The 20,515-nt window shown below is 70.1% G+C and carries 18 protein-coding genes; 5 read left to right on the top strand and 13 right to left on the bottom strand.

Annotated features, from left to right (window positions below; translation table 11 throughout):
- Positions 1-3 precede the first annotated feature (3 nt).
- Entirely contained in the window at positions 4-1,812 is a 1,809-nt protein-coding gene (locus tag ACFT7S_RS21610; RefSeq protein ID WP_382734317.1) for a choline/carnitine O-acyltransferase, read from the top strand.
- A gap of 158 nt (positions 1,813-1,970) precedes the next feature.
- On the opposite strand, the gene ACFT7S_RS21605 is transcribed toward ACFT7S_RS21610, so the two are convergent.
- Both ACFT7S_RS21605 and glnA read right to left on the bottom strand, forming a co-directional pair.
- Entirely contained in the window at positions 1,971-2,156 is a 186-nt protein-coding gene (locus ACFT7S_RS21605; RefSeq protein ID WP_382734315.1) for a hypothetical protein, read from the bottom strand.
- A 201-nt stretch (positions 2,157-2,357) separates the two neighbouring features.
- On the bottom strand, positions 2,358-3,767 hold the full coding sequence (glnA, locus tag ACFT7S_RS21600; RefSeq protein ID WP_382734313.1) for a type I glutamate--ammonia ligase: 1,410 nt from the start codon (positions 3,765-3,767) through the stop codon (positions 2,358-2,360).
- 222 nt (positions 3,768-3,989) lie between these two features.
- On the opposite strand from glnA, the gene ACFT7S_RS21595 reads away from it, so the two are divergent.
- On the top strand, positions 3,990-4,457 hold the full coding sequence (locus ACFT7S_RS21595) for an RDD family protein (protein ID WP_382734311.1): 468 nt from the start codon (positions 3,990-3,992) through the stop codon (positions 4,455-4,457).
- Positions 4,458-4,564: 107 nt separating this feature from the next.
- Here ACFT7S_RS21595 and ACFT7S_RS21590 read toward each other — a convergent pair whose 3' ends face one another.
- The 4 genes from ACFT7S_RS21590 to lipB form a co-directional block, all read right to left on the bottom strand.
- Positions 4,565-5,272, bottom strand: coding sequence for a DUF4191 domain-containing protein (locus tag ACFT7S_RS21590; protein ID WP_382734308.1), 708 nt, complete (start codon positions 5,270-5,272; stop codon positions 4,565-4,567).
- A 19-nt stretch (positions 5,273-5,291) separates the two neighbouring features.
- Complete coding sequence (locus ACFT7S_RS21585) at positions 5,292-5,492, bottom strand: hypothetical protein (protein WP_362843091.1); 201 nt, start codon at positions 5,490-5,492, stop codon at positions 5,292-5,294.
- 272 nt (positions 5,493-5,764) lie between these two features.
- Positions 5,765-6,745, bottom strand: a complete 981-nt coding sequence (gene lipA / locus ACFT7S_RS21580) for a lipoyl synthase (protein ID WP_382734305.1) — start codon at positions 6,743-6,745, stop codon at positions 5,765-5,767.
- A gap of 118 nt (positions 6,746-6,863) precedes the next feature.
- On the bottom strand, positions 6,864-7,691 hold the full coding sequence (lipB, locus tag ACFT7S_RS21575; RefSeq protein WP_382734302.1) for a lipoyl(octanoyl) transferase LipB: 828 nt from the start codon (positions 7,689-7,691) through the stop codon (positions 6,864-6,866).
- A gap of 269 nt (positions 7,692-7,960) precedes the next feature.
- On the opposite strand from lipB, the gene ACFT7S_RS21570 reads away from it, so the two are divergent.
- The gene (locus tag ACFT7S_RS21570; RefSeq protein WP_382734299.1) at positions 7,961-9,697 is read left to right on the top strand and encodes a regulator; all 1,737 of its coding nucleotides are present in this window, start codon (positions 7,961-7,963) and stop codon (positions 9,695-9,697) included.
- A gap of 29 nt (positions 9,698-9,726) precedes the next feature.
- Here the strand turns inward: ACFT7S_RS21570 and ACFT7S_RS21565 are convergent, their stop codons facing one another.
- From ACFT7S_RS21565 to ACFT7S_RS21550, 4 genes are all read right to left on the bottom strand, one after another.
- The gene (locus ACFT7S_RS21565; RefSeq protein ID WP_382734296.1) at positions 9,727-11,976 is read right to left on the bottom strand and encodes an alpha-L-fucosidase; all 2,250 of its coding nucleotides are present in this window, start codon (positions 11,974-11,976) and stop codon (positions 9,727-9,729) included.
- Complete coding sequence (locus ACFT7S_RS21560) at positions 11,973-14,147, bottom strand: family 20 glycosylhydrolase (RefSeq protein ID WP_382734294.1); 2,175 nt, start codon at positions 14,145-14,147, stop codon at positions 11,973-11,975. Before ACFT7S_RS21560 ends, ACFT7S_RS21565 begins: the two co-directional genes overlap by 4 nt.
- Positions 14,148-14,330: 183 nt before the next feature.
- Positions 14,331-15,638 (bottom strand): NAD(P)/FAD-dependent oxidoreductase, encoded by a 1,308-nt coding sequence (locus ACFT7S_RS21555; protein ID WP_382734292.1) that lies wholly within the window; start codon positions 15,636-15,638, stop codon positions 14,331-14,333.
- Positions 15,639-15,790: 152 nt separating this feature from the next.
- Positions 15,791-16,690, bottom strand: coding sequence for a TIGR01777 family oxidoreductase (locus tag ACFT7S_RS21550; protein ID WP_382734289.1), 900 nt, complete (start codon positions 16,688-16,690; stop codon positions 15,791-15,793).
- 118 nt (positions 16,691-16,808) lie between these two features.
- On the opposite strand from ACFT7S_RS21550, the gene ACFT7S_RS21545 reads away from it, so the two are divergent.
- Positions 16,809-17,327: a GNAT family N-acetyltransferase gene (locus tag ACFT7S_RS21545; RefSeq protein WP_382734287.1), complete on the top strand. Its 519-nt coding sequence runs from the start codon at positions 16,809-16,811 to the stop codon at positions 17,325-17,327.
- Here the strand turns inward: ACFT7S_RS21545 and ACFT7S_RS21540 are convergent.
- On the bottom strand, positions 17,317-17,946 hold the full coding sequence (locus ACFT7S_RS21540; protein WP_382734284.1) for a TetR family transcriptional regulator: 630 nt from the start codon (positions 17,944-17,946) through the stop codon (positions 17,317-17,319). The genes ACFT7S_RS21545 and ACFT7S_RS21540 overlap by 11 nt on opposite strands.
- 140 nt (positions 17,947-18,086) lie before the next feature.
- Between ACFT7S_RS21540 and ACFT7S_RS21535 the strand changes: the two genes are divergently transcribed.
- Entirely contained in the window at positions 18,087-18,857 is a 771-nt protein-coding gene (locus ACFT7S_RS21535) for an SDR family NAD(P)-dependent oxidoreductase (RefSeq protein WP_382734282.1), read from the top strand.
- Between the two features lie 26 nt (positions 18,858-18,883).
- Here ACFT7S_RS21535 and ACFT7S_RS21530 read toward each other — a convergent pair whose 3' ends face one another.
- Together ACFT7S_RS21530 and ACFT7S_RS21525 are read right to left on the bottom strand one after the other, a co-directional pair.
- Complete coding sequence (locus tag ACFT7S_RS21530) at positions 18,884-19,405, bottom strand: DUF4240 domain-containing protein (protein WP_382734534.1); 522 nt, start codon at positions 19,403-19,405, stop codon at positions 18,884-18,886.
- A gap of 62 nt (positions 19,406-19,467) precedes the next feature.
- A complete protein-coding gene (locus ACFT7S_RS21525) occupies positions 19,468-20,439 on the bottom strand; it encodes a helix-turn-helix transcriptional regulator (RefSeq protein ID WP_382734279.1) in 972 nt (323 codons plus the stop codon).
- Between the last annotated feature and the right edge of the window lie 76 nt (positions 20,440-20,515).

Raw genomic sequence — 20,515 nt, 5'->3', positions numbered from 1 at the left:
GAATTGAACGTCAGCCAGGAAGTTGCGGTCAGCGCCACCTTCGCCCGGGAGGGCGACCTGCCGCGCGTGCCGCTGCCCACGCTCGAGGAGAGCTGCGAAAGGTTCCTCGCCTGGAGCGCACCGCTCCTGACCGCCGAGGAGCGGGCGGCGACCGAGGCCGAGGTCGCCGCCTTCCTGCGGCCCGACGGACCCGGCCGGGTCCTGCACGCGGCGCTGGAGGAGTACGACGGCACGGAGGGTGTGCACAGCTGGCTCGACACCTTCTGGCCGTACCGCTACCTCGGCCGCCGGGACCGGATCGCACTCAACGCCAACTTCTTCTTCCTGTTCCAGGACACCGGCCAGGGGCAGCTGGACCGGGCGGCCGGTCTGGTCGCCGGGGCGCTCAACTACAAGCGGCAACTGGACGAGGGCCTCATCGCGCCGGTGGAGCAGCGCGGAGTGCCCCAGTCGATGGTGCAGAACAAGTATCTGTTCTCCACGACCCGTATCCCCGGCGTCCCGCTGGACACCGTCCGCGCCCCGTACAGCGACAGCGCACCCGGCCCCTCCACGGCCAGGCACATCGTGGTGTTCTTCCGGGGCAGCATGTTCCGGCTGGACGTACTCGGTGAGGACGGCGCCCCGCACAGCCTCGACGAGATCGAAGCCGGGTTGCGCGCCGTGACCAAGGCCGACGTGCACACGGACGAGGCGGACCGGGCGGGCCACCTCACCAGCATGGCGCGCGCGGAGTGGGCGGCTGCCCGGGACACCCTCCTCGCCCACCCCCGCAACGCGGAGACGCTGGACGACATCGAGACCGCGTTGTTCTGCGTCTGCCTGGAGGATTTCGCACCCGAGGACACCAAGGCCACCTGCGACGAACTGCTGTACGGAGACCGGGGCAACCGCTGGTTCGACAAGGCCGTCTCCTTTGTCGTCTACACCGACGGCCGGGCCGGCATCAACGTGGAGCACTGCGAGCTCGACGGGACGACCATCCTCAGCTTCACCGACGCGCTGCTCAGCACCCCGCCCGAGGAGCACGCCCGCCTGTCCGGCGCCTGCGCGCAGGGCCAACCTGTACCGCAGCCCCTCGCGTTCGAGCTGGACGACACCCTGCGGACCCAAGTGCGTACGGCTGCAGAAGCGTTCGCCGCGTACGGTGCCGCCACCGCCACCAGCACGGTCTCCTTCGACGACTTCGGCAGCACCGCGGCCAAGGCGCTCGGAGTGTCCCCGGACGCGTTCGTCCAGGCCGCCTACCAACTGGCCCACCAGCGCGCCAAGGGGCACCTCGGCGCCACGTACGAGTCGATCGCGACCCGCCAGTTCCGGCACGGGCGTACCGAGGCGATGCGGGTCGTCACCCCCGAGATGCCGGCCTTCGTCGCCGCGATGGACGACCCCGAGGCCGACCACGACACCCGCCGCGCGGCATTCCGTGCAGCCGCGGGCGCCCATGTGGCCCGTGCGAAGGAATGCCAGGCCGGAGGCGCCCCCGAGCAGCACCTGTGGGAGCTGGAGCTCATCCAGCGCCGCCGCGGCGACGAACTCGGGATCACCGAACAGCCCGCCCTGTACCGCTCACCGGGCTGGCTCACGATGCGGGACGACTACCTGAGTACAAGCTCGGCGCCGTCGGAGAGCATCCAGTACTTCGGCTTCGGCTCCACGAGCAGCAAGTGCATCGGCGTCGCCTATGTCCTGCTGCCCGACCGTTTCAACCTCTACCTGAGCACCCCGCTGCCGGTGGCGGCCCAGATGCACGCCTTCGCGGACCGCCTCCGAGAGGCGGTCGCGGAACTGCGCGAGCTGCTGGCGGGCTGACACCGCACAGCGGGCAGGCGGCGAGCGGCCGGTACGGCTCAGCTCCCCGCCTGCCCGCTCCGGCGGGCCTTCACCGCCATGACGACCGGCCTGTGCGTTTCGCCGCCCACGACCGTCGCTCGGTGAGGTGTCAATCCCCTCGAACTGTGGAGTCCTTCCTATGCAACCAGCCTCATGGTGAGGCCGGCTCGGTACTCGCGTTCGTAGTCGATCGGGCTCTTGTGGTCGCACACGCTGTGCAGCCGACGGGTGTTGTAGAAGTCGGCGATCCAGGTGGCGATCTTGATGCGGGCGGCTGTTGCGGCCGACGAGGAGAGCTGCGGCCGCACACGGAGCCTGAACAAGCAGCGAGGGCCGCTACCCCGACTACGGGGTAGCGGCCCTCGCTGGCGTTTCTGACATCAAGTCAGTGAATCGGACGGGGCGTGCACACTCGGTGCACAAGGGAGCGGAATGCAAACTGAAGCAGCGAGAACTACTGGGAAGAGTTTTCGCAGGTCAAAGACTGTTTGCAGGCTACCGCCCAGGTCACCCGACCCGGCTTCTTAGATGTCGAAGTACAGCTCGAACTCGTGCGGGTGCGGGCGGAGCTGGATCGGGGCGATCTCGTTCACGCGCTTGAAGTCGATCCACGTCTCGATCAGGTCGGACGTGAAGACGCCGCCCGCGAGGAGGTAGTCGTGGTCCGCCTCGAGCGCGTCCAGGACCGCCGGGAGCGAGGTCGGGACCTGCTGGACGCCCGCGTGCTCCTCGGGAGCCAGCTCGTAGAGGTCCTTGTCGATCGGCTCCGGCGGCTCGATCTTGTTCTTCACGCCGTCCAGGCCGGCCATCAGCAGCGCCGAGAAGGCCAGGTACGGGTTGGACGACGGGTCCGGGGCGCGGAACTCGACGCGCTTGGCCTTCGGGTTCGAGCCGGTGATCGGGATACGCATCGCGGCAGAGCGGTTGCGCTGCGAGTAGACCATGTTGACCGGGGCCTCGAAGCCGGGGACCAGGCGGTGGTACGAGTTCACCGTCGGGTTCGTGAAGGCGAGGAGGGACGGGGCGTGCTTGAGGATGCCGCCGATGTAGTAGCGCGCCATGTCCGAGAGGCCGGCGTAACCCTGCTCGTCGTAGAAGAGCGGGATGCCGTTCTGCCACAGCGACTGGTGGACGTGCATGCCCGAGCCGTTGTCGCCAAAGATCGGCTTCGGCATGAAGGTCGCGGTCTTGCCGTTGCGCCAGGCGACGTTCTTCACGATGTACTTGAAGAGCATCAGGTCGTCGGCCGCGGCGAGCAGCGTGTTGAACTTGTAGTTGATCTCCGCCTGGCCGGCGGTGCCGACCTCGTGGTGCTGGCGCTCGACCTGGAGGCCGTTCTTGTCCAGCTCCAGGGAGATCTCGGCACGCAGGTCGGCGAAGTGGTCGACCGGCGGGGTCGGGAAGTAACCGCCCTTGTAGCGGACCTTGTAGCCGCGGTTGTTCTCCTCCGACCCGGTGTTCCAGGCGCCCGCCTCGGAGTCGATGTGGTAGAAGGACTCGTTCGCCGAGGTCTGGAAGCGGACGTTGTCGAACACGTAGAACTCGGCCTCGGGGCCGAAGTACGCGGTGTCCGCGAAGCCGGTCGACGCGAGGTAGGCCTCGGCCTTCTTGGCGACGTTGCGCGGGTCGCGGCTGTACTGCTCGCCCGTGATCGGGTCGTGGATGAAGAAGTTGATGTTGACCGTCTTGTCCTTGCGGAACGGGTCAACACGCGCCGTCGACAGGTCCGCGCGGAGCGCCATGTCGGACTCGTGGATGGCCTGGAAACCGCGGATCGACGAGCCGTCGAACGCGAGCTCCTCGTTCGGGTCGAAGACTGCCGCCGGGATGGTGAAGTGCTGCATCACACCGGGCAGGTCGCAGAACCGGACGTCGATGAACTTGACGTCTTCGTCGGCGATGTACTTCTTCACGTCGTCGGCGTTCTGGAACATCCAACTCCTCCTACTCCCGACCCGGAGAAGGGCGGGGTTGCAGCTCTGTCGTGCGGCCAGTGCGGTGGCACACGCTGGACCCGACCATAGGCAGACGGGATTTCTCAAGCATGACCCATTTGTTTCGCCCAAGTTAACCGGGCGAACTGGACGCGGCACCTCAGCGACGTGTTCCGTGCCCCGCCCGGCCGGGTCCGAACGCGGGCGCAGTACCGTGGTCGGGTGGACAACAGGCAAGTAATCGGATCGTGGCTGTCGGGGCCGCGCGCGGCCGCCGAGGACATGGGCGTCGACTTCGGCTACCGGGGAAAGCGGCTCGGGCTGCCCGAGCACGGACCGGGTTCCGTGGCCCCGCTGGGCCGGCGCTTCGGGGCGATCTTCATCGACTGGGCGCTGTGCATGGTGATCGCATACGGGCTGCTCGCTCGCGGTGACCAGCAGGCGGCCGGAAACTGGGCGCTCGGCGTCTTCCTCGTGCTGAGTGTGCTGACCGTCGGAACCATCGGCAGTACGCCCGGCAAGCGCATCCTGGGCCTCCGGGTCCTCGCGGGGAACGGCGAGCGGCTCGGCGCCTGGCGCGTGATCCTCAGGAGCGTGCTGCTCCTCCTGGTCATTCCGCCGCTGGTCTGGGACCGCGACGGCCGCGGCCTCCACGACCGGCTGGCCGGCGCCGTACAGGTCCGGATCTAGGGCGGATAGAAATAAGAAAGCAGGGGCGGTTCCGGGCCTGTCGGGTCCGGAACCGCCCCTACTTGTACGAGGTACGACGTATGGCGTACGAGCTGTACGGGGTGGGGTCAGCGCATCTTTCCGCCGCGCGGCATCCGCATGCCCTTCGGCATCGGACCCTTCGGCAGCGGCATGTTGCTCATCAGGTCGCCCATCGCCCGCAGCCGGTCGTTGGCCGCGGTGACCTGCGGGCCGGTCAGGACGCGAGGGAGCTTCAGCATCTTGGTGCGTACCTTCTTCAGCGGCACCTGACCCTCGCCGTCACCGACGATGATGTCGTGCACCGGCACGTCCAACACGATGCGCGCCATCCGCTTCTTCTCGGCCGCCAGCAGGCTCTTCACCCGGTTCGGGTTGCCCTCGGCGACCAGCACGATGCCCGCCTTGCCCACGGCCCGGTGGACGACGTCCTGGCTGCGGTTCATCGCGACCGCGGGAGTCGTGGTCCAGCCACGGCCCACCCGGTCCAGTACGGCCGCTGCAGCGCCAGGCTGCCCCTCCATCTGCCCGAAGGCCGCCTTCTCGGCGCGCCGTCCGAAGATGATCGCCATCGCGAGGAGCGCCAGGACGAAGCCCAGGATGCCCGCGTAGATGGGGTGGTCGATCAAGAAACCGATCGCGAGGAGGACACCGAAGGTGACGATTCCCACACCCGCGACGACGAGACCGATCTTGGGGTCGCTCCGCCTGGTCATCTTGTAGGTCAGGGCGATCTGCTTGAGTCGCCCCGCGTTCTCGGCGCTGTCCGCGCCTTCCGTGTTTGCCTTCCTCGCCATGTACCCGAGTTTACGTGGCCTAAGAACGATGGTCGGCCACGGCCTCCAGTACATGCTGGACCTCGACCCGGTCCTTCGCCCTGCGGCGGTCCTCCAGGACCGCCGTCCAGGCGTTGCGACGGGCGGTGCGCTGGCCGCTGCTCAGCAGCAGCGACTCGACGGCACGGAGGGCGCTGGTGACGGACGGGATGGCGTTGGCGCGTACCGGCACGGCCTGCATGGTGGAGTTCCCTCTCGGAGCGGATGCGCTGACTGGGCGCGGACTGAGTACGGGAAGTGCTGACCCCGCAGCGGCCGACGGAACTGCTGCTGCGTATGTACCCAGGGTCACTGCTTGGTGTTACCAGCGCGTGACCGGTCGGTCAAACACCAATGAAGCCTGGAATTCGGCGCCGCGCACGCCGACGCGGCCCATACGCGTCCCCGACCTGCGGGGAGCGTAGGGGCCGCGTCGAATTGGCTTTACCGCTCAGTAGCTTCTTGTGCTCGGTTTCACACGGCCGGTGCGGCTGCTGCGGGCGCCGCCGCCAGCGCCTGACGCCGCTCGATCGCCTGCTGGAAGAGACGTCCGGCACGGTACGAGGAACGGACGAGCGGACCCGACATCACGCCGGAGTAACCGATCGCTTCGGCCTCGTCCTTCAGCTCCACGAACTCGTGCGGCTTCACCCAGCGCTCGACCGGGTGGTGCCGTACGGACGGCCGCAGGTACTGCGTAATCGTGATGAGCTCGCAACCTGCGTCGTGCAGATCCTTGAGCGCCTCACTGACTTCCTCGCGGGTTTCGCCCATGCCGAGGATCAGATTGGACTTCGTCACCAGACCGGCCTCGCGGGCCCGCGTGATGACCTCCAGGGAGCGCTCGTAGCGGAATCCGGGGCGAATCCGCTTGAAGATCCGCGGAACCGTCTCGACGTTGTGCGCCAGCACCTCGGGGCGCGAGGAGAAGACCTCGGCGAGCTGTGCGGGCTCCGCGTTGAAGTCGGGGATCAGTAGCTCCACCTTGGTGGCGCCCGCTTCCCGCTCCGCGGTCAGGCCGTGGATCTGGCGGACGGTCTCCGCGTACAGCCACGCTCCGCCGTCCTCCAGGTCGTCGCGCGCGACGCCGGTGATCGTGGCGTAGTTCAGGTCCATCGTGACGACGGACTCGCCGACACGCCGCGGCTCGTCGAGATCGAGGGCGGCGGGCTTGCCCGTGTCGATCTGGCAGAAGTCACAGCGTCGGGTGCACTGGTCGCCACCGATGAGGAACGTGGCCTCGCGGTCTTCCCAGCATTCGTAGATGTTCGGACAGCCGGCCTCCTGGCACACGGTGTGCAGGCCCTCGCTCTTCACGAGTTTCTGCATCTGCGTGTATTCGGGGCCCATCTTCGCCCGCGTTTTGATCCACTCGGGCTTGCGCTCGATGGGGGTCTGGCTGTTCCGGACCTCCAGGCGCAGCATCTTGCGCCCGTCGGGTGCGACAGCGGACACTCCGGCTCCCCTTTGCTTTCGCTGCATTCGAATCTTCGGCGAACACCAGGGTACGCCCGTAGTTAGAACGGCTTTACGTCTGGCCAACCTGGGGCCGACGGGGCCTATTCCCCACTCGCTAGGCGGGGGCCGGGGCCGCGGCGGGGGCGGCGGCCTTCGGCGGTGCGACGTCCCGGGGTGCGAGTGCCGCGTTCTCCAGGACGTCCTTGAGGTGCTTCTCGACGACCGGGAGGACCTCCGCGATCGTCAGGTCGCGACCCAGTTCGTACGCGAGTGAGGTGACGCCCGCGTCCCGGATGCCGCACGGCACGATCCGGTCGAACCAGGTGTTGTCCGGATTCACGTTGAGCGCGAAGCCGTGCATGGTCACACCCTTGGCGACCCGGATGCCGATCGCGGCGAGCTTGCGGTCCTCGCGTCGCTGGCCCGCGTTGGACGGCGCGTACTCCGGGCCGTTCATCCGCGGGTCGAACTCCTCGTCCTGAAGGCGCGGATCGAAGTCGAGGGAGAGCCCGCCGAGGGCCGCCCGCTCCTCGACCGGGTCACCCAGGACCCAGACGCCGCTGCGGCCCTCGACCCGGGAGGTCTCCACACCGAACTCGGCGGCTGTACGGATCAGCGCGTCCTCGAGGCGACGGACATGCGCGACGACATCGACCGGGCGCGGAAGCTTCTGGATGGGGTAGCCGACGAGCTGCCCCGGGCCGTGCCAGGTGATCTTGCCGCCGCGGTCGACGTCGATGACCGGGGTGCCGTCGAGGGGGCGCTCGTTCTCCGCCGTTCGCCGGCCCGCCGTGTAGACGGGCGGGTGCTCAAGGAGCAGACACGTGTCGGGGACCGTGTCCTCGAAGCGAGCGGCGTGCACATCGCGCTGCTTCTGCCAAGCCTCCTGGTACTCGACGGAATCCTCGCCGAAGCCCAGACGGACAAACCGCAGCTCACTCACTTCAGGTGCCTCCCTACTCGCGGTGGCGGGAGTCCGGGGGGTGTCCCCGGAACCACGTCACCATGCACTGGTGTGCGCCCCCAGCCACTGTACGACCGCCCTCGTGGGGGCGGTCCGGCAGGTCGTTTCCGTCAGCGCCGCCGACAATCCTCACACGATCGGATGAATGTGGGGCGAAGGCTGCCGGGGGGTGCGGCCGGGGCCGCTAAATTCGCGCCGTTCGATAAGGGCTGCCCGCCCGGCCCCGAAGGCAGGAGACCCTACAGCTGATGTCGGAACGACCTCCGCAGCGCACCCCCAACCGCCGGCTCGCCTCGCTCATCGCCGAAGCCGGGTTCTCCCATGCGGGTCTGGCCCGCCGGGTTGATCAACTCGGTCTGGAGCACGGCCTCGATCTGCGGTACGACAAGACCTCAGTGACCCGCTGGCTGCGCGGCCAGCAGCCGCGGGGCACGACTCCCGCGCTGATCGCCGAGGTTTTCACCCAACGGCTGGGGCGTCGGCTCTCCGCCCAGGATCTGGGGCTCGACGCCTGCGCTCCCGTCTACGCCGGTCTGGAGTTCGCTGCGACGCCCGCCGAGGCGGTCGACATCGTCAGCGCGCTGTGGCGCAAGGATTCGGGAAGCCACGCGGAGTTACGGAAGATCGCGTTCACTCCGGCCGGGCTGGTCGTCCCCAGCCGGGACTGGCTGATCGGGCGGGCGGACGAGTGGGTGGGCAGCAACGAGCCACCGACGACGGCTGCCGCGTCGCGTGGTGCATCGGGGGTGCCCGGTGCGGTCGTGGGTGGCGGGGCGCCGGTGAGCAGCAGGGCTCATGGGGTGGCAGGGGCTTCGGGGGTGGTTGGTTCGCCCGGGGCGAGCGGCTCCGTCGGTCCCGGAGGAGCAGGAGGAGCCGGAGGCGCAGGAGCGGTGACCGTCGCGGGCGGACCCCGCGGAGTGCCCAGCTCCCAAGCGCTGCACACCGCCACCGCGGTGCACGGGCAGGCCGGCCGGAACGGCGCCCGTGGCCCCGGCGCCACCCGCCCGCCCGCGCACCCGGCGCCCTCGTCCCCCGCCCTCTCGCCCCTGCCGCGCCAGCGGCAGACCGACCGGGGTCCCGGCCAGCGGGTCAGCAGCGGCGACGTCGCCGCCCTGCGCTCCGTCGGCGAGCTCTTCCGCACCCTCGACAACGCCTACGGCGGCGGCCACGCCCGCCAGGCCCTCGTCCGCTATCTGGAGCACGAGGCGGAACCCATGCTCCGCGGGAGCTACGGCGAGGCCACCGGCCGACGGCTGTTCTCCGCAGCCGCCGACCTGACCAGACTGGCGGGCTGGACCTCGTACGACATCGCCGCCCACGGCCTCGCCCAGCGGTACTTCGTACAGGCGCTGAGGCTCGCGCAGGCCGCGGGGGACCGGGGTTACGGCAGCTACGTCCTGATGACCATGAGCCGTCAGGCGGTCTATCTCGGCCACGGCAGGGAAGCCGTCCAGCTGGCGCGCGTGGCCCAGCAGGGCATCGGATCGTCGGCGTCGCCCGTCGTGCAGGCCATACTGCACGCGGTCGAGGCACGCGGACACGGTGTGCTCGGTGAGGCCAGGACCTGCACCGCCGCGCTCGCCAGGGCGGAACGCGCACTGGAGACCGCCAGGACCGGGGACGAGACCCCGCACTGGGCCCGCCACTTCGACGAGGCCCAGCTCGCCGACGAGTTCGGGCACTGCCACGGCGACCTTCAGCAGTACAAGGCCGCCGCCCAGCACGCGGAACGCTCGCTCCAACTGCGCGCTCCGGCGTACGCCCGCAGCCGGCTGTTCTGCCAGGTGGTGCTCGCCTCCGCGCGGCTCGGGCTCGGGGAGCTCGACCAGGCGTGCTCCCTGGGCGCCGAGGCGGCCCAGCAGGCATCGGAGATGAGGTCGGTACGGGCCACCGAGTACGTACGTGGCTTCGAGCGGCGCCTAGAGCCGTACCGTGACGCGGCAGCCGTACGCCACTACCGGGACCGGGTCGCCGCTCTCGGCTGACCCGGCCCCGCCAGTGGCCTACCGGCGACTCACCCTGTGCGGACGCCCCGCACCTCGACCTCCGCCAGGGACAGCGGGTCGGTGGCGGACGCCAGCTGCACCCGGACGTAGCGGCCCGTGGTGCCGGGCGGCAGCTCCACCGCGGTGGGCCGCCCCGCCTGGCCGGTCATGTGCACGGCGGTGACTCCTGGTGCGGTGCGGGCCTCGTCCAGCCCGTCCGCGGTGATCGGGGTGTCCGAGGTCAGGACCCAGTAGTCCTTGAGACGGTCGCCGCAGCAGTCGGTGCGATTCCACACCTCGACCTGGTCCAGCGCCGCCGATGAACCCAGATCGACCTGCCACCACGCCTGGTTCGACGGCTCGGCGGTATGCGTCACCGAGCCCGCACCCCAGTTGCCGTCCGTGTTCCCGTCGACGGCACGCGCGGCAGGGGCGTCCCAGGCGGTGGACAGCTGCGTCGCGGCCTTGCCCCGGGCGAGGTTCTCCGGCGCCACCTTCACCGTTACCCGGGTCGTGGTCCTCATCCCGTCGTGGCGCAGCCCGATGTCCAGCGTGTAGGTGCCGGGCGGCGTCGAAGCGGGCGGGGTGACCCGGAACGGGACCTTCGCGTCCGCGCCCGCGGCGAGCGGTGCCACCCGGGCCGACGCGGGGGTGACCGTCCAGCCCTCGGGGCCCGAGAGCCCGATACGGGTCTCCGGCGCCGGCTTCCTGGACGTGTTGGTCACCGTCAGGGTGCCGTCACCCGTCACACCGGGGTTGAGCTCGTCGGGCAGCTCGGTCCTCGTACGGGCCAGGCTGTCGACGCCCGGTGTGGCGACCTTGAAGACGTACGCGTGCTTGCTGCTCGTGGCCCCGGCGCCCTGCGCGGGGGTCTTGACGACGACCCGGCCCCGGTCGTCCTTGCGCCACGGCAGCGGCTTTCCGTCGGAGCCCAGGAGGGTGATCCGGGTGTTGTCCGCGACCGGGGTGTCCGAGCCGAGGATCAGCTCCGCGCCCGGCCATTCGAGGGCGGTCGCGTACAGGGAGCCGTCCTTGACCGTGTATCGGACCTTGTCGTCGCCGGACGGCTCCTCCGCGTGGTGCCAGTACGTCGTGCCGTAGACCGCCTCCCCGTTGATCTTCAGCCAGGCGCCGATGTCGAGGAGCCGCTGCTGCTGGATCTCGGGGATCGTGCCGTCGGCGCGCGGGCCGACGTCGAGCAGCAGATTGCCGTTCTTGCTGACGATGTCGCTCAGCGAGTCGATGAGCTGGTCGGAGGTGAGGTGGTCCTCCTCCGGCTCGTTCTGGTTGTAGCCGTAGGAGTGTGCGATGCCGCGGCTCGCCTCCCACTTGTTCGGATCGATGTCCGGCTTGACCGTGTACTCGGGTGTCTGGAAGTCGAGTTCCCTGCTGTCCAGGTTCCCGGACTCGATCTTGCAGCGGTTGGCGACCGCGACTTCCTTGGGGTTCTCCCGGTTCTTCGCCTGGTTGTAGTAGTCGGCGATGACGGGTGCGGTCTTCCAGTACGAGGCGGGCTTCTCCCACTGGCCGTCGCACCAGAGCATGTCCGGGTCGTACTGATCGACCAGTTCACGCATCTGCGGAACCATGTAGTCGTCCACGTAGTCGTCGACCACCGGAGCGCCGGTGTACGGGACAGGGGCTCCGGTGTAGGGATTGCGCACCGGCTGCCCGGTGTAGGAGGGGTTGTTCCACTCGTACAGCGAGTAGTAGAAGCCCGCCCTGAGCCCGCCGTCCTTGCGGGCGGCCTTGAAGAGGTCACCCGCCAGATCGCGCTTCGGCCCGAGATCGACGGTGTCACGGCCGCTGACCTTCGAGTCGTACAGCGCGACGCCCTCGTGGTGCTTGGAGGTCAGCACGAAGTACTTGGCGCCCGCGTCCTTGAAGAGCTTCACCCAGGCATCGGGGTCGTACTTCTCGGCCTTCCACCGGCCGATGAAGTCGTCGTAGTCCGCGTCCTCGCCGAAGGTGTCCCGGTGGTACGTGTTCGTGGCGTTGCCGGGCGAGTTCATATACGCCCAGTACCACTCGGCGTAGCTGCCGCGGGGGCCCCAGGCGGGCACCGAATAGGCGCCCCAGTGGATGAAGATGCCGAACTTGTCGTCGTTGAACCACTGCGGGGTGGGATGGCTGTTGAGGGATTCGACGGTGGGCTCGTAGTCCAACGCGCCGGGGTCCGTCCCCGGTGCGGGGGCGGCTCCCAGCAGGCCGGCGAAGGCGGCCAGCGCGGTGGCGGCGACTCCCGTACGTCTGATGGGTCCGCGGTGTGTGCGGGTCACTGCGATTCCTTTCCTGAGAGGGCCCTGACCTGGTCGGGAGCGAGTGCTTCGTCCCAGGTGAGGAGGTCGTCGAGGTCTCCGCGCAGGCCGGCCTTCTCGGTGCCGACCGAGCGCAGCGGAAGCGCGACGGACGCGTCGACGGTGCCGACGCGCTCCCCGTCGGCGTAGAGGGTGGTGCGACCGGGCTCCGTCACCCAGGTCAGCTGCACCCACTGGTTCAGCGGCAGGGTGTAGTCGAAGCTCAGGTCGGTGGCGCCGTACCGGGTGAGGCCGACCTTGCCGGTGCCGTACTGCTGGAGTTTGAGCGCGCCCGCCTTGGAGCTGAGCAGCACCTGATCGGCGGTGCGGGCGGTGGAACGGACCTGGACGGACACCGTCCACGGCTCGGCGACGTCCAGACCGCCGAAGCCCACGCCGTCCCGGTCGGAATCGAAGCGCCAGGCCTGGCCGTTCACTCCGTCGGCCACGGGCGTCGGGTTATTGATGATGTAGGAGGTGCCCGGCAGCGCGCCCGCGGTGTCCTCGGCGAAGAGTGTGTTGCCGGGGCTGCCCGCCCAGGTCCAGCCGCTCGGGTACGGGGCGGTGTCGAAGGTCCAGTGGTGGCTGGGGCGGCCGTCGTCCACCCGTGGGGCCACCGGGGCGGGGGTGATTCCGGGCGGGTCGCCGATGCGGTCGACGAGGGCGCGGAAGCCGGAGACCGTGCCGGGGGTGGGGGTGGCGTTCCAGGAGCGGTCGGCCATGATCGCGCGGGCCACGGCCATGTGCTGCTCGAAGTAGCCGTCCTCGGCCCAGAAGTTGTAGTCCGCCCAGTTCACCAGGGAGGAGCCGAGCATGTCGGGTGCGGTGCTCGGTGCCCAGTCGTCGTACATCCAGGGCTCGTTCGGGTACAGGTGGTGGTAGTTGTTCGGGGTGTCGTAGAAGGGGCCGATGGCGATCTCGTCGTGCCCGGGGACGGCGGGTTCGGCGCCGGTTCCCTCCCAGGTGATGAAGACGATCGGGCCGTGCGCCTTCTGCTGGGGTGCGGCCAGATGCTCGGAGCCGTTGTATACGGCGGTCCGCTTGCCGTGCGAAGTCAGCACGTCGTCCAGGGTGTTGATGTACCGGTTGAGGAGATCGCCGAGCGTGGACACCTCGGGGTCGGCGGCCAGGAACTCCTGGACGCGCGGACAGTCGGCGAGCTGCCCCGGCACCTCCTCCCCGCCGATGGAGAACAGCGGCGCGTCGAACCAGCCCGCGAACTCGTCCACGATCTCCTTGGTCTTCGCTACCGCCTTCTCGCTGGTCATGTCGACTATCCAGTCGGCGGTGAGATGCGAGTGGGTGTGGGCGCCGGTGCACGGATTCGTCCCCGCACCGAAGCCGATACCGAACGTCTCGCTGATCACGGTCGCGTGCCCGGGGACCTCGATGCCGGGCATCAGCTGGACGTGATGGCGGGCGGCGAAGCTCTTGAGGCGCTCGATGTCGGCGCGGCTGTAGCTGTGTTCGGGGTCGGCGAGGCCGGGGAACTTCGGGCTGTCGAGGCGGAAGCCCTCGGACTCGGACAGGTGCAGGAAGAGCGTGTTCAGCTTCTGGTCGCCCATCCTGCGGATCAGATTCTTCAGATGCGGGATCTGCCAGTACTTGCGGCCCGCGTCGAGATGGACCATCCGGAGCTGCTGGGCGGGCCGGTCGAGGGAGCGGGCGCGCGGCAGGGAGCGGTGGCCGGGGTCGGTGGCGCGCAGCAGCTGGAGCACGGTGCGCGTGCCGTAGAACAGGCCGTGGGTGGAGGCGGCCTCGATGCGTACGGGCCCCGCGCTGTCGAGCCGGTAGCCCTCGGCGCCGAAGGGTGCCGGGGCGGGGCCGTCGGTGAGCCCGAGGACGATGTCGCCGTCCCTCGCGCCCGACACGTCGCCGCTGATGTCGGGGGTGATTCCGTTCAGGCCGGCGAGCTCGGTACGCAGCTGCCGGGCGAGGTCCTGGACGTTCTGCCGTGCGGGACCCGGGAGTTCCTGGCGGCCGGAGGGCAGCGCCGTCCGGCCGAGGGAGCCCGGAGCGACCAGGATGCGGGTCCGCGGGGTGAGCGTCGTCAGCCCTCCGAGGTCCGACCAGTCGGTGGGGCGGGGCACGACCGGGGGCGGAGAGGAGCCGGGAGCGGGCGTGGGATCAGCAGGCTCGCTCGCTACAGCCATGGGAGCTATTGCTCCGATGACTAGGGAGAGAATTACGGACAGTACGGGTCCAGCTCTACACACAACGGCCTCCCGATTAGCGGCAATCGGGAGGACCGTATGGTGTATGTACACGCCATGACAAGAGAGAGGTCGGATGTGTTCTCAGGCGTGAGGACTTTCGTAACGGAGCCTGCGGTGCTGTCAGGCGGCCGTGGTGAGCGGTGCCTCGGCCCCGTATCCCTCCTGTACGCCCAGGTCGGCGAGGATCGCGGAGGCGGCGCGGCGGCCCGAGTGCAGGGCTCCCTGGACCGTGCTCGTATCGCGGTGGTCGCCGCACACGTACAGCCCGGCGAGCATCCGGACCGGGCGGTGCGGATCGTGCGGGGCGGGCATCGCGGGGACCGCCTCCGGATCGTGATGGGCGGCCAGCAGCTCCCAGTCGTCCGTGGATGTGCCGTACAGCGCCCCGAGGTGCCTTCGGACCGTGCGGTCGAGATCCGGTGGAGGTGTACCGAGCACCGTCGACGTGATCAGCGTCCGGCCGTGCGGGGCGCGTGAGGGATCGACCTCGCTCATGACGGCGGTATGCGCGACGGGGCCCGAGCGGTCGGCGTCCAGCAGCAGTGAGGTGCCGGTGGGCGGGGGAGCGGGGGCCGTGTGGTGCAGCACCGTCACCGGGTGGAAGGACGGTATCCGCAGCCCGGGCAGCAGTTCGGCGGCGGCGCCGGCCCCGGTCGCCAGCAGCAGGGAACGGCAGCGCAGTTCGCCGTGCTCCTTGGTGCGCACCGAGGTGATGCCCGCGGTGGTGACATGGACACCGGTCCGTACGGTGCCGGGCGGCAGTGTGGCCGCCAGGAGTTCGGGCAGGGTCGCGGAACCGCCCGCCGGTACGCACAGCCCGCCGCGCGCATAGCTGCGCAGGGCGAGATCGGCGACGCGGCTCGATGTGGTGAGTGCGGGGTCGCTGAGCAGTGCGGAGAGCAGGGGGCGCAGGAATCCGTTGACGGTACGGGACGGGAGGCCGCGCGCCGACAGGGCGGCGAGGGCGGTCCGTTCCGGCCGGGCCAGGAGGCGGGAGACGGGTGTGGCGGCCAGTCGTCCCAGTGCCGCGCCCAGGCGGGCCTGGTCGATCGCCCCGCCCAGCGGCGCGCGGGGGGCGCTCGATCGGGAGCGCACTGCTCTGAGTGCGCCCCTTGCGCTCCGTATGGTGCCGGTGCGGTACTGGCGGCCCCCGCTGTGGACCAGTAGCCCGGGGGCGAAGTCCCTCAGTACCAGCCCTTCGAGAGCGGGGATGAGACTCCGCTCCGGGCAGGCGGAGCTGAGCAGTGGGCCGAGGTGGTCGAGCCGGAATCCGTCCACGTCGTGCGTGACCATCCGGCCGCCGACACAGGGGGCGGCCTCCAGGACGCTGACGCTCACTCCCGCACGGTTGAGCTGATGGGCCGCCGACAGGCCGGCTGTCCCGGCCCCGATGATGATCACGTCTGAGTGATGTGCCGTGCCGATCACGTACCCCTCCCCGAGTCGGTGCGACTGGTGGGAGGCTCTTGCCCCCAACAGGCCCCCGGAATGCCCGAGTTCGGATCGAGGCTAGAAGGATGGCTGATACAGGCACAGCAGCGCGCGCACCGGGCACCGGGGCACGGGGTCGCACACCGCCGTCAGCGCAGGGCCGCCCGGATCGCCGCGTCGATCCCTGGGAACGCGAACGGGAAGCCCGAGTCGAGCAGTTGGCCGGGCAGCACCCGCTGGCTGCCCAGTACATCCGCCGCGAAGCCGCCCAGCGCGATCCGCAGCGCGGGCGCCGGGGCGGTGAACAGCGTCGGGCGGTGCAGCACCCGCCCCATCGCGGCCGTCACTTCGCGGTTGGTGACCGGGTTCGGTCCGGTCAGATTGACCGGGCCCGACAGTGTCGACGTGTCGATGATGTGCCGCAGGGCCGCGATGTGGTCGTGCAGCGCGATGAAGCTCCAGTACTGGCGCCCGTTGCCCAGCTGCCCGCCGAGACCCGCCTTGAACAGCGGGAACAGCCGCCCCCAGGCCCCGCCCTCCCGTGCGACGACCAGGCCGGTGCGCGCGAACACGGTCCGTACGCCCGCCTCCTGCGCGGCGGCCGTGGCCTCCTCCCACTCCACGCAGACGGACGGCAGGAAGCCGTCGCCGGGCTGAGCGCTCTCGTCGACCGCACGGTCCCCGGTATCGCCGTAGTAGCCGATGGCCGACCCGGACAGCAGCACCTTCGGCGGGGTGTCGAGGGAGGCGACGGCCTCGGCGATCGCCGCCGTGCCCAGCACCCGGCTCTCCCGGATCTCGCGCTTGTACGCCTCCGTCCAGCGGCGGTCACCGACTCCGGCACCGGCCAGGTGGACGACGGCGTCGCAGCCCACCAGCCCGGCCACATCGACGAACTGGCGCTTGGGGTCCCACTCCACCTCGTCGCCCGCTGCGGCCGGCCGGCGCACCAGACGGACCACCTCGTGCCCGTCGGCGAGAAGCGAACGCACCAGCGCCGCTCCGATGAGTCCGGTCGAACCGGTGACAGCGATACGGGAGTGCGGCATGGCTCCATCCTGCCTCAGCCGCGCCCGGTGGGATGCCGCCTTCCGGTCGCCCGACGGGCCTCCGGAGCCGTGAAAAAGGCGCTGACCGGACGGGGCGGGGCGTGTCACAGTGGAACGCATGCCCGAACTGCGTGCCCGCCCCGTCCGTCCCGCCGTCCTCGCCGACAACGAGGCCCTGGGAGAACTCGACCGGGCCACCTGGTCGACGCTCCACGCGGTGCAGCCGCAACCCCGGCCTCCGTACCCGCCCTTCTTCGACGAGGGGCACCGGCCAGAGGACTTCCTCGTGGCGGAGGCCGAGAACGCCGCCGGCGAGGCCGTCATCGCCGGATACATCCGGCTGGTTCCGCCCACCCCGCTCGCCTGCAACGCGCACGTGCGCCAGATACAGGGCCTCGCCGTGGCCGACTGGGCGCGGGGGCGCGGCCTCGCGCGGACCCTGCTGCGCGCCTCGTTCGCCGAGGCGCGGCGCCAGGGTGCGAACCGCATCACGCTGCGCGTCCTCGGGCACAACACCCCCGCCCGCGCGCTGTACGCGGCGGAGGGCTTCGCCGTCGAGGGAGTGCTGCCCGGCGAGTTCTTCCTGCACGGACGTTACGTCGACGACGTGCTGATGGGCCGCTCGCTCACGGCCTGAACATCCGCATGCCGCCCATGAGTTCGTGCAGGCAGCGTACGGCGAGCTCGGCGGGGGACCCGGGTCCGGCGGCCGGTGCCTCGGTCTTCGCCCAGGACTCCAGGGCCACCCGCACCGCGTCCGTGGCGGCCGCGGCGGCGAGCCGTACCTCCAGCGCGTCCGCGTCCGGTCCGGCCAGCCTGGTCAGGACCGGCAGCAGCCGCTCCTCGGAATCCTGGTTGACCCGGTACCAGACGGCGCGCAGGGCCGGGTCGCTCTCCGCCGCGCGCAGCAGTCCGCGTGTCCGGACGAGCTGTTCGGTGGCCTGCTCGTCGGGGGCGGCGAGCGCGTCGGTCACGGCCTGTTCCAGTACGCCGAGAAGCGGCGCCCCGGGCTCGGCGGCCTCCAGGAGGGCGCGCCAGCGCTCCGCGCCGCCGGACAGCAGTGGCCCCACCGCGTCCTGCTTGGAGCGGAAGTACCGGTAGAACGTGCGCAGCGCGACGCCCGCCCGGTGCGCGATCTCCTCGGCCGTGGTGCCATCGGGCCCGCGCTCGGCGAAGAGCGCAGCGGCCGCGCGGGCGATGTCCAGCTGGGTCGCGGCCTTGCGGCGTTCGGTGAGGGACTGCTGCTGAGCACTCATCCCCAGCAGATTACCGCGCGCCCCCAGCTGTGCACGGAATCGATGTGCATGAAATGCCGTAGTGGCAAAACGTGCCACCTGGTCGTACTGTGGACACTGCTCAGCAGACTCGACGGGGGACTCAGGACCGGGAGAACACCATGAACCGCTATGAAGGCCGCCGCATACTCATCACCGGCGGTGGCTCCGGCATCGGACAGGCCACCGTCCACCGCGTCCTCGCCGAAGGCGGCCGGGTCGTCGCCGCCGACGTCAACGAGGCAGGCCTCAAGGCCACGTACGCAACGGCTGTCGCCAACGGGACCGAGGACCGTCTCACCACCACCGTCCTCGACATCTCGGACGAGACGGCGGTCCGCGAGGGCGTCGCCTCCGCCGTGGCCACGCTCGGCGGGCTCGACGTCCTGGTCAACGCGGCCGGAATCCTGCGCTCCGAGCACACGCACAAGACGACGCTCGATCTCTTCAACAAGATCATCGCGGTCAACCTCACCGGCACGTTCCTGATGATCCGCGAGGCGATCCCGGCACTCCTGGCCGGTGACAAGCCGGTCGTCGTGAACTTCTCGTCCACCTCGGCGAGCTTCGCGCACCCCTACATGGCGGCGTACGCGGCCAGCAAGGGCGGCATCCAGTCGATGACCCACGCACTGGCGAGCGAGTACAGCAAGCAGGGGCTGCGGGTGGTCGCCGTCGCGCCCGGCTCGATCTCCTCCGACATGACGAGCGGCAACGGCCCGGGCCTGCCCGCCGACGCCGACCTCTCGCTCTTCATGAAGCTCGCCCCCGCGCTCGGCGAGGGCTTCGCCAGCCCGGACACGGTGGCCGGCGTGGTCGCGATGCTCGGTTCCGAGGACGGCGCCTTCATCACCGGCACGGAGATCCGTATCGACGGCGGCACCCACTTCTGAGGCCCACTGCGCGGGCCCCTCGGGTCTCAGGACGGGCCGAAGCGGTCCCAGAGCGAGGGGAAGCGCGCGGCCAGCTGGGAGTCGTCCTCCAGGCTGAAGGGCACGCCCTCCGGCTCGCTGGGCTGGGGCGGAACACCGAGGTCCGGCGCGACGACGCCGGTGAGCTGTTCGTACGCCTCGTCGGCGGCGTAGCCCAGATCCTCACCGTCCCCGTCGAACTCCTCGTCGAAGTCGTCGAGGAGTTCGGCGAGGCTGTCCGGATCGTGCACCGCGCCCTCGAAGACCTCCCGGCCCTGGCCGATCAGCCAGCAGCGGAAGTAGTCGAAGGCGTCGTCGCTCGCCCCGCCGAGCAGTACGGCGGCGGCGCCCCACAGATCCCAGCGGTACGCGCGGTTGTAGCGGACCTCGAAATGTCGGGCGAAGTCCAGCACGGAGTCGGGGTCGAGCTGCACCAGCCGTTCGACGAGCAGATCGGCATGGTCCTCGGGGTCGCCGTCGGCGGCCTCGCGGGTGCTGTCGATGATCTCCCAGAACTCCGTCTCGTCCATCACGGCTCAAGCATCGGCCTTGAGGGCGGGCGACGCACGCGGAGACACCGAAATGAAGCCCTTCAGCGATATAGATCGCGCAGCCGTTCGGCCGCATCGGTGAACCGTGTGCGGAAGGCGGCCGGTTCGAGGACTTCCAGCTCGGGTCCCAGGGCCAGCAACTGTCCGTACGCGATGTCGAGGGACTCCACGGGCAGGGTGACAGTGCGCCAGCCGTCGGCGCCGGGCGGATCGGCCCGCTCCAGCGCCTCCTGGGCCGCCGCGCGGTCGCCGGTGTACGCCAGGCGCCGGGCGCCCGCCGCCGAGACCCGTACGGTCACCTCGGTACGGAGGATCGACCGCGCAAACTGTGCCGCGCGCTCGTCCCAGAAGCTCGGCAGATCGAAGCCCTCGTCCCGTACGAAGCGCTCGTCGGCCACGGCGACGGCCGAGAAACGGTCGATCCGGTACACCCGGAAGCTGTCCTCCGCCCGGGCGCAGAGGTACCAGATCCCGCCCTTCAGGACGAGTCCGTACGGGGCCAGCTCCCGCTCGGCCTCGTCCTCCGCGCCGGCACTGCGGTAGCGCGCCCTGACGACCCGGTCGTCCCAGACGGCTTCCGCGACGGCGGGCAGCAGTTCGGGCGTCACGGGCTCCTGGTACCAGCCGGGGGCGTCCAGATGAAAGCGCTGAGCGGCGGTGGCGGAGGCGTCCCGCAGCGAAGGGAGCAGGGCCGCCGACACCTTGAGCCGGGCGGCGGACGCGGCGTCGTCGAGCCCCATCTCACGCAGGGCGGACGGCAGTCCGGAGAGGAAGAGCGCCTCGGCCTCGTGGCGGGCGAGCCCGGTGAGCCGGGTGCGGTACCCCCCGACCAGCCGGTACCCGCCGGCCCGCCCCCGCTCCGCGTACACGGGCACCCCCGCCTCGGACAGCGCCTGGGCATCCCGGGTAACGGTCCGCTCCGACACCTCCAGCTCCTGGGCCAGTTGTGCGGCGGTCATGGAGGGCCGGGCCTGAAGGAGCAGCACCATTTTGATGAGACGGGCAGCGCGCATGGGGCCATTGTGAGGGCGGGTGTGAACGATGCCCTCAATCGCCGGGCGGGCTCGAAAATCACTGTCTCTTATACAC

It is taken from the genome of Streptomyces sp. NPDC057136 (assembly GCF_042670885.1).
In the GTDB taxonomy this organism is placed as follows: domain Bacteria; phylum Actinomycetota; class Actinomycetes; order Streptomycetales; family Streptomycetaceae; genus Streptomyces.
The sequence above is the reverse complement of the archived record's forward strand: the minus strand, read 5'-3'. Positions and strand labels throughout refer to the sequence as shown.